Raw genomic sequence first — 13,048 nt, forward strand, 5'->3', positions numbered from 1 at the left:
GTGAATGTTATCAGCTTTATAGGTTAATATTACCTCTGCTTATTTCTCTTCAATATCTTATGAAGCAAAGGTATAGACGCAATGCGACAAAACGTGTCGTGTTATACATTAGCTTCTGAAAAGTATCATCTGCTCCGATCTGTAAAATATCCGGCATTCTAAAAAAATCTTTACTGATCCATATCCATAATGAAACAGGGTGCCGGTGATGTCCTGATCTGCAACGCAAAGATACGGTTTTATATGATATAACAATATATCATTGAAAAATATTACAATGATATATTGTATTCTGTGCTTCGGAAAGCTCAGACCCTGCTATTAAAAAAAACTTTGAGCCCTGCGCAAATTCTTCAGCTTCAACTGTAAAATGCCGGTTTACCACGGCAAAAAATAGTACGTTAACAGCTTTGTACCTACAAAATTCAATAAAATAACCGGAATTTTGCAGAAGGCTGATAATAATTCACACAATGTTGACGTTAGAAACGTAAAACACAAATATGATGGGACAGGTCTATTATTGTATTTAATAACCATAACACGATGAAAACAAAATTCAACGGACCGTTCTCCGATGAAGAACAGTTCAAAGGCACCCTCCTGGCTTTCCTTTCCGAAATTCTCAAAAGCCTGGACAGAAAAGAGACCTGCAGCTCCGGCTATTACGACAGTGCAGATGTCAAGCAAATGCTGAATATCAGCGACCGCACCCTGCACCGGCTCAGGAAATCCAAGGCGGTTCCTTATATGAGGATCGGCAGGAAAATATTTTATCCCAAATCATTCTTCAGCGGTGAGCCGTATGGCGGCCCGGAAAAAAGGGAAGGGTAGTGCGCTTGGCCTTGTTCCCGGCTTTTACCCGGATGCTGTCCAGAGAGGCTGACCTGTAATTTCCCGCCGGGTGGGGTATCGGTTCCGGTTTTATCCGGCTGCCTGATCTTTCGGTGCTCCTCAAATGCGGTTCCGGCATTAAAATCGTATGCTATACTTCAAAACAGCATCATATGGATACCGGAAAAATAACAGTCAGGCATGCCTCAGGAACCTATACGATACAGGCAGACCCTGAAGCTTTCGATAAAGCCCGTAAAAAGATAACCGCCATTATAAAAGGCAAGAACAAATATTTCAGGCACAGGCCCGACCCTGATACGTTACAGGTGTTCACGGCAGAAATGCTGAGGCAGAGCGTAATCACCTTCGAGCGGCAGAAAGCGGGTGCGGGATTGATTTCGCAGGGCATCATATAGCGTTCTGCCCGTCCATCCGTACCGAAACAGCCTCCCGGCAGGGGCTGTTTTCTCTTGTTTACCCATAGGCCGGATCACCTTTTTACCCATTCAGCCACGAAAGTCCGTTCAGGAATATCCTGTGGTTACCTCTTTGGAAGGCTCTCCATCCTGCAGGCTGCCACCGGTTAGCGGATCAATCTCCGGCCGTACTCGGCACCTGGTTTTTTAACAGCCGGGATTATGGAACGGATCCCCGGTTTTTAGATGGCGTCCAAGCAAAATCCCTTATGTTTTTACGGTTTGTCCGTGATCAGCCTGCCGCCGCTTACCCGGAAGCTCCGGGAAGCCCATGCCATGTCTGTCCGGATTTTAATCAGAAGGAACCGGTGCCCTGCTCAAAACGGCCGGTCAAAATAAACCGGTCTTCCGGTTTTGTCCGGGTTTTGTTCGGTACTTGTTCGGAAAAAACATCTTTTTTCCGAACAAGTACCGAACAAGTACCGAAGGACTACCGAAGGAAGTCAGGAAGAGCCCTGACAAAACCTGCCAAAACCGGACAATAGCAGACACAGCTTTCCAGGGTATTTGAAAACCGGAAAACCTGTTTTACCTTCGTTCCGTTAACCATAAAAAACATAACATTATGGCAAGAATCACAAAAGGGATCCTCGGGGGATTCTCAGGGAAAGTAGGAACCGTCGTAGGCGCCAGCTGGCGCGGACAGGACATCATCAGGAGCACGCCGAAACCCAGCAGCCGGCAGGCGACCGGGAAGCAGATGCTCCAGCAGCTGAAGTTTAAACTGGTGATCGGTTTCCTCAAACCGCTTACCGGCATCCAGAACCGCTACTTCGGATCGGGGAGCGGTTCCAAGTCCAGGGTTAACCTGGCCGTATCCTATACCATCGGCGAAGCGGTACAGGTAACGGCGGATATTCCCAAACTGATCTACAGCAAAGTGCTGATCACCAAAGGCGACCTGGCCGGCTTCCAGGAACTCAGCGCAACCCCGCAGACGGGGAGTATCATCCGGTTTTCGTGGCGCGACAATTCCGCCCAGGGCAATGCTTCGGCTACGGATAAGGCCAATGTCGTATGCTACAGTGAAGAATTAGGCACATTCGAGATCTTTGAATCGGTTGCGGCAAGGACGGGCCTGACATCGGATGTCAAGCTGCCGGATTATTATTCGGGAGAGCAGGTCCATGTCTGGGCCTACTTCCATAATGCGGAAGGGAACTCGGCCTCCAACAGTGCTTACCTCGGCGCGCTGACCCTGGCCTAGCGGCGAAGGCTGATCGTATTTTGATCTCCACCCCGGAAGGGATGGGGATTTTTCTTGTTCATATTCCGGATACCATCAGTTTGGTGCGCTCCGGTGGCTGAGCGGAGCCGAAGCCACCGGGAAGAGCCGAAGCCACCGGGAAGACGTCATACATATGTTCCCGAAAATCACTATTTTTAACAACTAAAAAAGACCAACCATGAAAGGATGGATGTACATACTCCTGTGCTCCGACGGCAGCTACTATACCGGCAGCACCCATGACCTTGAATTGAGGCTGGTCCGGCATCAGGCCGGGGAAGGCGCCAACCATACTAAAAAACGGCTTCCCGTACAACTGATCTATTATGAGGAATATGACCGCATCGATCTTGCGTTTTACCGCGAAAAGCAGGTGCAGGGCTGGAGCAGGAAAAAGAAGGAGGCTCTGATCAATGGCTGGGACGAAGAACTTAAAAAAGCAGCAGAATGTATGAATGAAACCCATTATAAGTTCTATGATAAGGAACGATAGGGTAGCTTTCGGTGTCATCCGGTGGCTGAGCGTAGCCGAAGCCACCGGGTAGAATATGCGGCTGTCACCATTACCCTGAAAGCACAATTCGGAATCCGGTGACTGATCGTAGAAAGTACAATGCGGAATCCGGTGGCTGAGCGTAGCCGAAGCCACCGAACCCAGTCCCGAAGGCAGAAGCGGGAATGTCATTATTTTTCCTATTTTTAAACATGAATTAAACCGACCCCCATGTACAAATACCGTTACCTGTTCTATACTGTTTTAGGAATTCTTGTGGTATCCGCCGGAACACTGGTGTATTCCCTGATGTCCGACCCGGACCCGGCCCCTGATTTTGAGCAGAAGAAAACCGACCTGAACGGCGTATTCTCCGTCTATAACGGGAAAGTCTATGCCCTGGTGCCGGGCAACGGCTATTATGAAGTCAGCGGCGCCCGCCCGGGGACGTTCAAACCCCTGGAAGGGGAGTACAACGATTCCCATATCGGGTACGACGGTCAGCATGTCTATGCCGGCAACCGTGTGTTGGAAGGATTGCAGCCGGCAAAAACCGTGGCTTTGGGGAATAACTATTACTCGGACGGGAAGGTCACCTATTATGTGGATAGGAATTCGGAACGGAATGAAGCGTTAGGGACTTTCGGTTTCCTGGTACAGACGGTAGGGTACCGGTTCCATTGGACAGATAAGCCGCAGAACTATGGGTACCCTGTTGTAAGGCTTCCCGCAGGCCGCTATCATGCAGTACTTAACTATGCCGTAGCCGTCAATGGGCAGCAGTCATTTTTTAAAGGATTGCCGATGCCCAAGGCTGATCCCCACACCATGCATGCACTTCCGATCAGGTTTTCAGACCGTAGCGAGCGGGAAAGCATCGATTATTTTACCGACGGCAGGCACGTCTATTACCGCGATCAGCTGTTGCCGTTGGCTTATCATCCCGGACTGTACGAAACAGGCATTGAAGGCGATGTGGCTTCCCGGAATGCCTATCTGACGGATCAGCAGAACGGGATGGTGTATGTGGACGGCCATTCCTTTGCCCCGGAACCATCCCCTTACCGGCTCTTAAGTGCAGACAGCGAACATGCCAACCATATCCTGTGGCTTTCTCCAAAAGGCATTTATTTTTACAATGCCGAAACAGAAGAGCAGGAAAGGGCAGGGGACACTCCTTTTCAGGGCAAGCATCCGGAAGAACTCGCGCCCGATGTGTTCCGGAGCGGTGATGCGGTATATTACCTTTCGGCCTCTGAAAGCTGGGCCCGCAAATCAGGGCTGCAGAGCAGGAGCACCCACCTCAACAGACTGGAAAATATCCGGGCTTCCGGCTTGCAGAAAGTCCGTTCCGGGAGCCCGGACCACAGCAGGGTCTGGAAATCCGGAAGCCGCTATTTTTATTTTGACGACCTGGGGAGCTCACAGCTGCTGCCGTCCGCCATCTATGAAATCAAGGAAGCCGATGTCATTCAAAAGCTTATGGATGCAGATGACCTGGGAAGCGATGAGGTCCGCAGTCTTCTCAGTGACGGGAAGCTCACCGAACCGGACCACGACACCCTGGTCACCGCATCCACGGAGTACAACCGCCACACAAACGCTTTCTACTGGATTGCCGGCGGGGTTGTTGTGTTCATCCTGCTGTTTGCCCTGTTAGGCAGGATACAGGTTGACCCTTTTACCGTAAAGGGCGGGTACCTGATTGTGAATAATCTTTTCTTTAAAAAATACAAGCTTACGGATATTCAAAAAGTCGTTTTCGGGGTCAGTGTCCCTGTGATGAGCCGTGGCGGTGCCCTGGGAAAGATGCAGGTGGTGCTGTCTAACGGAAAAAGGAGCCGGAATTATACCTTCTCATCCAGAATAAAACTCCTGCCCGAATCCCAATACGAACTGAAATCCTATATTCAAAAGCTGCAGGCCCGGCTTAGGCAGTATGGGATCAAAAGCGAACTGGAAAAGTAAATAGGAATTCCTTTCCTTTGATATACCACTATGGCAAGGCAGCTTACTGCCTCTCCCGGACTGGAAACCGAAGAGGTCCGCAACCTCCGTCGGTGTACTGAAAAAAGCGGAATTGCCGACAGAGTTACGGTGTTGACCTATTATCCTGCCTACAGAAATATGCCGTACCGGATCACCGGCGGCAGTATTGTGCCGATGCTTATCCATTCACTGAACCGGAAAAAGATAAAAATGCCATTGGCTGATGAAGTTCACTCAACAGGTTGCCTACGTGCGTCCCTAACGAAAATACGTCCGGTGCATCCGGACCTTCGGGTTTTGCCCCTCAATCCAAACCCATCTTCCCGGCCATTCCACTGCGGCAGGATACTTGTATTGATGTGTGGGATCAGTGTGGGGTCGCGATGGGTCAGGAAATAGATTTATAACAGATCATCCGTCCGGTTGTTGCCGCCTGATCCGGAATGAATACAATACCAACTATAAAATATATCAATATGGAAAAAGTCATAGGGATTCTCGCAGGAAGCCTGCGCAAAGAATCGTTTTCAAAGAAAATTGCAGAAGCTATTATAAAGATGGCACCGGAAGGGTTTACGTTCCGGATCATTTCCTTAGACGGACTGGAGGTCTACAACCAGGATTTCGACGACCATCACCAGGTCCCTGAATCCTATAAAACATTCCGCGAAGCCATGCAGAACGTACAAGGGGTCATTTTCATCACCCCTGAATACAACCGCTCCATTCCCGGCGTCCTGAAAAATGCCATCGATATCGGTTCCCGTCCGGCCGGCAGCAGCGTGTGGGACCAAAAGCCCGCCGCCGTCTTCAGCAATTCCCCGGGAAACATTGCCGCCTTCGGAGCCAACCACCACCTGAGGCAGAGCCTCGTCTTCCTGAACATGCCCGTCATGCAGCAGCCGGAAGTCTACCTCGCCAAAGCCAACGAGCTGTTCGATGACAGCGGTGCCCTGAAAGAAGACGAAACCAAAAAGTTCATCGAAGAAGCGGTGGAGGCGTATGTTGCCTGGTTTGAAAGGAATGCAGAGGCTTAAATGCAGGAGTAGGGTTTTGGTATAATAACCACAAACAGATTGATAAATCTTTGCTGATCAAATGCCCGGTTGTTGCCGGGCTTTTTTGTGGAGTATATCGACAAGTTGTGTTGTGGTAGCTATGAGTTGCAATAGAACATAACAGCCGGAATTTATTTTTACGGCTTCCCATCTCATAGGGATTGATTTTTTAACTATATTTGACAAAACTTTAACCCATGAAAAAACTCTTTTTCCTAAGCATGCTCTGCTGTGCAGCCCTTTCTTTTGCACAGGTGACTCCCAAATTCGTTTATGCCGAAATCGTCGGCGAATCCAGGCTTTTCAGTACTAAAGTTACTGTGTCCATCGATTACGGTCAGGCGACTTCGTTTTTTGAGAATACAAAAGTTAAAAATGAAGATTGAAGCAACGGGAAGTTTAATTCTACGGGTGTATTAATAAAAAGGTATGGTTAATAATCATGTTTTAAGGCTTCTTCAGGTGAATAATTTGATATATTTTTATAATTCTATATTATTTTCTTGTTATGAAAATAAATAACTGAATTTAAGATAATTAAGTGACTCAAAAAGATATTAAACAGCTCGAAGTAGAACTTTGGGAAGCGGCAGATGAATTAAGAGCTAATTCAAAATTGACTGCTGCTGAATATAAAGATCCGTTATTAGGATTAATTTTATTGCGTTTTGCTGAAAATAAATATTTAGAAGCAAAAGATAAATTACAAGAAATACTACCTGTAAATCCTCGTACTGGAAAACGCCGTGACGCTACGAAAGATGATTATGTGGCTCTTGGAGCAATGTTTTTACCGGAAAAAGCACAGTATACCCATCTTGCCAACTTACCGGAAAGCGAAGATTTAGCCGAAGCGGTAAATTCTGCAATGAAGCTTATAGAAGCTGAATATGAAGAACTGGCAGGTATTCTTCCCAAAAACTATCAGGAACTGACTCCTGAAGACGATTCTGATAATAATTTGCTGGCAAATCTGATCCGCATTTTTAACAGTGACTCAGTACAAAAAGCTAAAGGCGATGTCTTTGGAAGAGTATATGAGTATTTCTTGATGAAACTTTCAATGATGGGAGCTGGTGCACAAGAAGGAGGAGAATTCTTCACACCTCCCTCATTGGTACAGTTGATTGTAAATTTTATTCAACCAGATCACGGGATAATCCATGATCCTGCTTGTGGTTCGGGAGGTATGTTTGTACAAACCGCACATTTTATTAAGGATCATCATAACAAAAAAGTAAACGAAGCCATTAAAGTTTTCGGTACAGAATATAAAAGCAATACCACACGTCTTGCTAAAATGAACTTAGCCATCCACGGAATAAACGGGAGTATCGCTAATAATAATTCTTTTTACAGCGATCCTCACGAATTATACGGGAAGTGCGATTTCCTGATGGCAAACCCGCCCTTTAACGTTGACAAAGTGGATGCTAAGAATAAATTTTTAGCAGAAGATAAGCGCCTACCATTTGGTGCACCATTAACAGGTAAGGGAACGATTGGAAACGCCAATTATCTTTGGATACAGTATTTTATGTCGTATCTGAACCCAACTGGAAGGGCTGGTTTTGTAATGGCATCTTCTGCAACTGATGCTGGAAATGCTGAGAAACGGATTCGTGAAGAATTAGTTAAAACAGGAAATGTAGATTGTATTGTTTCTATAGGGAACAACTTTTTCTACACTCGTTCGCTTCCTTGCCATTTATGGTTTTTTGATAAGGGTAAGGGAAAAGAAAACAAGAATAAAATACTGATGATCGATGCCCGTAATGTTTATCGAAAGGTAAGCACGACGATTAATGATTTTTCTCCTGAGCAATTGGAAGGATTAACGGCTATAATGGCATTATACCGAGGTGAAACTCCTGAAGTAGCAACAGACAATGCTTGGTTTAATGAGCATTTTCCTGATGGGACTTATCGTGATGTAGAAGGTTTGTGCAAAGTGGTGGATTTGAAAGAAGTGACAGAACAGGATTATAGCCTTACTCCGGGACGATATGTAGGTGTAAACATTGATATTGATATGGATTTTGATTACAAAACCCGAATGCAGGAATTGCATAGTGAACTAGCAGAACTGAATACAGAAGCTAACAAATTGATGAATCAAATTCAAGCTTTTAAATTATGAGAGAAGGTTGGAAGAAGGTGGCATTAGGTGATGTTTCAACTATGATCAAACGAGGTGTTTCCCCAAAATATGTTGATAATGAAGGGTTTGTAGTGCTTAATCAAAAATGTATTCGTGATTTTAAAGTAAGTTTTATTGGCTCACGTTTGACCTCAAAGGAAAAGAAAAGCTCAAAAGAAAAATTCTTACAAGTTGGTGATGTCTTAATTAATTCTACGGGAACTGGCACATTGGGAAGAACTGGTTTCGTAAAAGAACTATTTGAAAAGACTACAGTAGATACTCACGTTACAATAGTTCGAGGAGATGAAAAGGAGGTTAATTCAAGATTTTTAGGATTTCTTTTAAACTATTACGAACCCTTAATAGAAAATTTAGGTAAAGGAGCTACAAATCAGATAGAATTAAATGCAAAAGATTTAGCAACTTTAAAATTTAATCTTCCACCACTTTCAACCCAGCGTAAAATCGCCAATATTCTTTCTGGTTATGATGATTTGATAGAGAACAACCAGAAGCGCATCAAAATTTTAGAAGAAATGGCACAACAAACCTACGAGGAATGGTTTGTGCGGATGCGTTTTCCTGGTTATGAAACGGCGGTTTTTGATGAGAATGGTTTGCCGGAGGATTGGGAAAAGGTAACTTTAGATGAAATTACAAGTAAAATTGGTGATGGTTTACATGGAACGCCTAAATATGATGATAATGGTGAGTACTATTTTGTGAATGGGAATAACTTTGAAAATGGAGAGGTTATTATTAAAAGTGAAACTAAAAAAATATCTAAAATTGAATTCAATAAAATTAAGAAATCCTTAAATGAGCGAACAATTTTATTGGCAATTAATGGAACTTTAGGCAATATTGGATTATATTCAGGAGAAAAAATTGCGCTTGGAAAAAGTGCTTGTTATATAAATGTAGCTGAGAATGTTAGTAAGCTATATGTTAGATATGTACTAGAGAGTCAACATTTCCAAAATTATGCTTATTTATTTGCAACAGGATCAACTATTAAAAATCTTGGGTTAAAAGCTATTAGAAATTATAAATTAAATTTACCACCAATCATTGCTTCTGATAATACGCAAAGTATTCTATTTCAATTTGATAATTTAATACAGCCTATCTACCATTTTATAAAAAAACTACAATCTCAAAACCAACGTCTACGCGAAGCACGGGATATTTTGTTGCCACGATTGATGATGGGAATGATTGATGTAGAGAGTTTAGAAACAAAACCAGTTGAGGCTAAAATCATTCCGTTAGAACAACCTAAAAAAGAAGCTTCCAAAGAATTTAAAGAGGCTGTTTTGATTGCTTGTTTAACTAAAAGATTTGGAAGTGAAAAATTTCCTTTAGGAAGAAAAAGATATACCAAGCTATCTTATCTATTTCATCGATATTCAGACAATAAAATTCAGGATTATCTGAGAAAAGCTGCCGGACCTTATAACCCAAAAACAAAATATGGCGGTCCTGAAAAGATTGCGCTAAATAGTAAATACATTCAAAACTGGAAAGGAGATAAAGGTACGACAGGATTTGTCGTTGCCGAAAAGATAGATGATGCTAAAAAATACTTTTCCAACTACTGGCAAATAGCCGATTTGGATTGGCTTGTTACAGAGTTTAAATTCAAATCTAATGATGAATTGGAGCTTTTGGCAACGGTTGATAACAGTTTGATGGAGCTTGCTAAAAAGAATATGGAGTTTACTTCAGCCAATGTTTTGGACATTATAAAATCTGAAAAAGAATGGGAAGCGAAGTTGGAGCGAGCGATTTTCAGTGATGCAAATATGGAGAGGGCGATTGGGTTTTTGACTGAAACATTACAGTATGAGAAATAATTAAAAACTAAAAAAACTAAAACTTATGAAAATAATAAAAACAGAGTTCGTCGCAACTTTACTTTACGGAATCGATCACATAACAGGATTGGACGGACTAATAATAGAATCCAGAGGAGGGACAAAACAATCAAATAATTATAGAAACCCGGAACACAGTTTATTGCTAGCCTATGTTTTAAAAAAAATCCAGAATGCAAATGTTTCAGATTTAGAAATTTATGTAGCATCTAATTCATCAAATTATAAAAATATTGAAGACAGAAAAGTCTTATATAATGGTAATGTCAAAATTAATTTAAACTCCATTACTGATTTCGAATCTTTCTTAAAAAGTATAAAAAAATCTATAAAACAATCGGGACAAAAGAAAGGTTCAACAGGAGGAAATAGCACAAAGAGAATTACTTTGTATTCAAAAACCGAAAATTTGAAAGATTTGTTTACATCTGATGTAGAGGTTCAGGTAAGTAAACAAACCGAATCGGAACTTGAATATACCTATCAAAGAATTAAAAAACGCCTTCGTCAATCCAAATTCAGAAAAGAACTTTTAGAAGCTTACGATTATACTTGTGCAGTCACTGGAAGTAAAGTCATTGAATTATTAGAAGCTGCTCATATTCAACCGTATAATGGTGTTGATACAAGTGTGGTAAGCAATGGGATTTTACTGAGATCAGATATTCACGATTTGTTTGATTTAGAAACAAATGGTAAACGATTAATCAGTATATCAGCGGATTATGTAATTGAAGTTCATTCAGCATTAAAAGGTTCTGAATACTGGAAGTTTAATAGGAAAAAACTAAATCTTCCGGTAAATAAAAATAATTATCCAAAAATTTAATTAATGAATTACTGGCATATTCAGTTGCATGATAATCATTTAAGCCAAGCTGCTACCAAAGAAATTCTTTTATTTAAAAAAGTTATTGGTTTAGGTAGTTCTTGGAAAGACAAAAGTGGTAACGATGTACCTTTCCCTTCTTACTTTGAAAAAGATATGAAGATAGGAGATGTGGTAATGGTCAGAGATGGAAAGGAGCCAATTGCTTTAGTTGAAGTGTCGGGAAATGCTTACTTAGAGGACAGTCCAAATCTCGAACTCGATTGGTTTGATTTAAGAAGAACTATTAATCTCTTAGGTTTTTATGAAGAATCTGATAAAAATATACTTAAACAAATCTTAAGTCATTATGATAAAAACTATATACAAGCACCAGGAACTCTAACCTTTTGTAGTGGTAAAAATGCAACAAATGATTTTATCAAAGAATGGCACAAAGCAATAAAATTTAGGAACATTATGAAAAATATTATACTTTCAGACGTAAGCAAAAAACAATTAAGTCAACTCTTTGATACTTTTTGTCAAAAGTATAATGATAGCGATAAGATAACGCTAAATGATAATGCTTCTGTAATAGTTAATGAGTTTCAAACTTATATTGATAAGATTAAAACTAATTCTTTTACCCTTGATGATTACACGAATCGACAAGCTAATGATACAGGATTGCCTGGTTCTTATTTATGTAATTTTTTAGAAAGAAGATCAAGAGAATTGTTCGGTTCTTCTAAACCTGCAGGTTCGGCTTTGAGTTTTGGTATCAAAGCTGACAAAAATGAAAACTCATTTACAATCGATAGAAAAGATCCTGATAATTTTAATAAAAATAATAGAGGAGAAGCCGAGTCAGAATTTGAAAAGTATAAAACGTTTTTCAGAAATGTGGTAAATGAATCAGAAATTTTCCAACAAATGAAGTTGATAGAAGATTGTGATTTTATTTCAGCAAAACAGATTTTGAGAAAGTTTTTGGTTCTATCTCATCCCTTTCAGTTTATCTATGCATACAATGATAGGTTGGATGATCTATACCAATATTTCTTTGGTGATGATCAAAGTCTATCTAAAATAGAAAAGAGTTTTCATATCAATTTTGCAGTCAAGCAAATATTAAATGTAAATCAGGACAGCTACGCTAATCAAATAATTGTTTCTCGTTTTCTTTGGAAATTAGCAAGTTCTCAATCACTTTTTTCCAAGAGTAATCCAAATGTTATTTTATACGGTCCCCCTGGGACAGGTAAAACCTATAGAATTAAACAAGACTTAGAATTTTTAACTAAAGGTGATTCTTCACGAGTAAAATATATTGTTTTCCACCCATCTTATGGTTATGAGGATTTTATAGAAGGAATAAAGCCTTGTGGCGTAACAGAAAATGGTAATTTGAAGTTTGAGTTAATTAACGGCTCGTTTAAAGAATTTTGCAAACTGGCAAAAAGCAGACCTAACGAAGAATTTTATTTTGTGGTTGATGAAATTAACAGGGCAAATTTATCTGCTGTTTTTGGAGAAACTCTAGTTAGTTTAGAAAGTTCATACCGAGATGTAGTATCAAATAATTTTAATGATCGACATTTATTCAGTACGCAATATTCATCTTATCAAGAGCATTTGGACGAAAAGAAAAGGCTAGAGTTAGCTTATGAAATTTCAGAGACTGGAAGCGTTCTTTTTGGTGTTCCAGACAATCTATATTTCATTGGAATGATGAATAATGTGGACAAAAATATTGATAGTTTTGACCTTGCTTTACGTCGCAGATTTAAATGGATTTATTTTGGTTGCGATTATGATGTGATCGAAAATGTAAAAAGTAACAAAGGAGAATTATTTACAAATAGATTAGATTATGTTGATGCTTGTAAGAGTTTAAACGAATTTATTTCAGATTCGAAATATTTAGGATTAGGAAAGTCATTCGAATTTGGGCATTCTTTATATATGAAGATTTCAACAATTGAAAAGCAAAAACATATTCAACAAAAAAGTATGGATCAAATTTTCCGAGAGTTTTTATTGCCGACTTTAAATGAATATTTGAGAGCTTATTACGATGAGTCAGAAATAGAAAAGAAGTCAGAGGAAGCTCAAAATTATTTTAAGTTGTAATGT

Annotated in this window: 12 protein-coding genes; all 12 read left to right on the plus strand. The window is 40.9% G+C overall.

Annotated features, from left to right (window positions below):
• Positions 1 to 546: 546 nt before the first annotated feature.
• Entirely contained in the window at positions 547 to 834 is a 288-nt protein-coding gene (locus tag MKJ01_RS13745) for a helix-turn-helix domain-containing protein (protein WP_241614671.1), read from the plus strand.
• Between the two features lie 173 nt (positions 835 to 1,007).
• On the plus strand, positions 1,008 to 1,253 hold the full coding sequence (locus tag MKJ01_RS13750) for a hypothetical protein (RefSeq protein ID WP_241614672.1): 246 nt from the start codon (positions 1,008 to 1,010) through the stop codon (positions 1,251 to 1,253).
• A 625-nt stretch (positions 1,254 to 1,878) separates the two neighbouring features.
• Positions 1,879 to 2,520, plus strand: a complete 642-nt coding sequence (locus tag MKJ01_RS13755; protein ID WP_241614673.1) for a DUF6266 family protein — start codon at positions 1,879 to 1,881, stop codon at positions 2,518 to 2,520.
• Positions 2,521 to 2,719: 199 nt separating this feature from the next.
• Positions 2,720 to 3,034 carry a GIY-YIG nuclease family protein gene (locus MKJ01_RS13760; protein WP_241614674.1) on the plus strand — a complete coding sequence of 105 codons (315 nt, stop codon included), beginning with the start codon at positions 2,720 to 2,722 and terminating at the stop codon, positions 3,032 to 3,034.
• A gap of 231 nt (positions 3,035 to 3,265) precedes the next feature.
• Positions 3,266 to 5,002 (plus strand): DKNYY domain-containing protein, encoded by a 1,737-nt coding sequence (locus MKJ01_RS13765; RefSeq protein WP_241614675.1) that lies wholly within the window; start codon positions 3,266 to 3,268, stop codon positions 5,000 to 5,002.
• A gap of 263 nt (positions 5,003 to 5,265) precedes the next feature.
• Positions 5,266 to 5,430, plus strand: coding sequence for a hypothetical protein (locus MKJ01_RS13770; RefSeq protein ID WP_241614676.1), 165 nt, complete (start codon positions 5,266 to 5,268; stop codon positions 5,428 to 5,430).
• Between the two features lie 69 nt (positions 5,431 to 5,499).
• The gene (locus MKJ01_RS13775) at positions 5,500 to 6,060 is read left to right on the plus strand and encodes an NADPH-dependent FMN reductase (RefSeq protein WP_241614677.1); all 561 of its coding nucleotides are present in this window, start codon (positions 5,500 to 5,502) and stop codon (positions 6,058 to 6,060) included.
• Between the two features lie 218 nt (positions 6,061 to 6,278).
• Complete coding sequence (locus MKJ01_RS13780; RefSeq protein WP_241614678.1) at positions 6,279 to 6,467, plus strand: hypothetical protein; 189 nt, start codon at positions 6,279 to 6,281, stop codon at positions 6,465 to 6,467.
• 155 nt (positions 6,468 to 6,622) lie between these two features.
• Positions 6,623 to 8,221, plus strand: coding sequence for a class I SAM-dependent DNA methyltransferase (locus MKJ01_RS13785; RefSeq protein WP_241614679.1), 1,599 nt, complete (start codon positions 6,623 to 6,625; stop codon positions 8,219 to 8,221).
• Positions 8,218 to 10,080, plus strand: coding sequence for a restriction endonuclease subunit S (locus tag MKJ01_RS13790; protein WP_241614680.1), 1,863 nt, complete (start codon positions 8,218 to 8,220; stop codon positions 10,078 to 10,080). The genes MKJ01_RS13785 and MKJ01_RS13790 overlap by 4 nt, the downstream gene beginning before the upstream one ends.
• Before the next feature lie 25 nt (positions 10,081 to 10,105).
• Positions 10,106 to 10,930: an HNH endonuclease gene (locus tag MKJ01_RS13795; RefSeq protein WP_241614681.1), complete on the plus strand. Its 825-nt coding sequence runs from the start codon at positions 10,106 to 10,108 to the stop codon at positions 10,928 to 10,930.
• A 3-nt stretch (positions 10,931 to 10,933) separates the two neighbouring features.
• Positions 10,934 to 13,045, plus strand: a complete 2,112-nt coding sequence (locus tag MKJ01_RS13800) for an McrB family protein (protein WP_241614682.1) — start codon at positions 10,934 to 10,936, stop codon at positions 13,043 to 13,045.
• Positions 13,046 to 13,048 lie beyond the last annotated feature (3 nt).

Origin of the sequence: Chryseobacterium sp. SSA4.19, from assembly GCF_022601875.1 — a bacterium.
GTDB lineage: Bacteria > Bacteroidota > Bacteroidia > Flavobacteriales > Weeksellaceae > Chryseobacterium.

Excerpts from the sequence above, each read along its gene's own strand:
- MKJ01_RS13745 (WP_241614671.1), top strand. The coding sequence starts at position 547 with ATGAAAACAAAATTCAACGGACCGTTCTCCGATGAAGAACAGTTCAAA.
- MKJ01_RS13750 (WP_241614672.1), top strand. The coding sequence starts at position 1,008 with ATGGATACCGGAAAAATAACAGTCAGGCATGCCTCAGGAACCTATACG.
- MKJ01_RS13755 (WP_241614673.1), top strand. The coding sequence starts at position 1,879 with ATGGCAAGAATCACAAAAGGGATCCTCGGGGGATTCTCAGGGAAAGTA.
- MKJ01_RS13760 (WP_241614674.1), top strand. The coding sequence starts at position 2,720 with ATGAAAGGATGGATGTACATACTCCTGTGCTCCGACGGCAGCTACTAT.
- MKJ01_RS13765 (WP_241614675.1), top strand. The coding sequence starts at position 3,266 with ATGTACAAATACCGTTACCTGTTCTATACTGTTTTAGGAATTCTTGTG.
- MKJ01_RS13775 (WP_241614677.1), top strand. The coding sequence starts at position 5,500 with ATGGAAAAAGTCATAGGGATTCTCGCAGGAAGCCTGCGCAAAGAATCG.
- MKJ01_RS13780 (WP_241614678.1), top strand. The coding sequence starts at position 6,279 with ATGAAAAAACTCTTTTTCCTAAGCATGCTCTGCTGTGCAGCCCTTTCT.
- MKJ01_RS13790 (WP_241614680.1), top strand. The coding sequence starts at position 8,218 with ATGAGAGAAGGTTGGAAGAAGGTGGCATTAGGTGATGTTTCAACTATG.
- MKJ01_RS13795 (WP_241614681.1), top strand. The coding sequence starts at position 10,106 with ATGAAAATAATAAAAACAGAGTTCGTCGCAACTTTACTTTACGGAATC.
- MKJ01_RS13800 (WP_241614682.1), top strand. The coding sequence starts at position 10,934 with ATGAATTACTGGCATATTCAGTTGCATGATAATCATTTAAGCCAAGCT.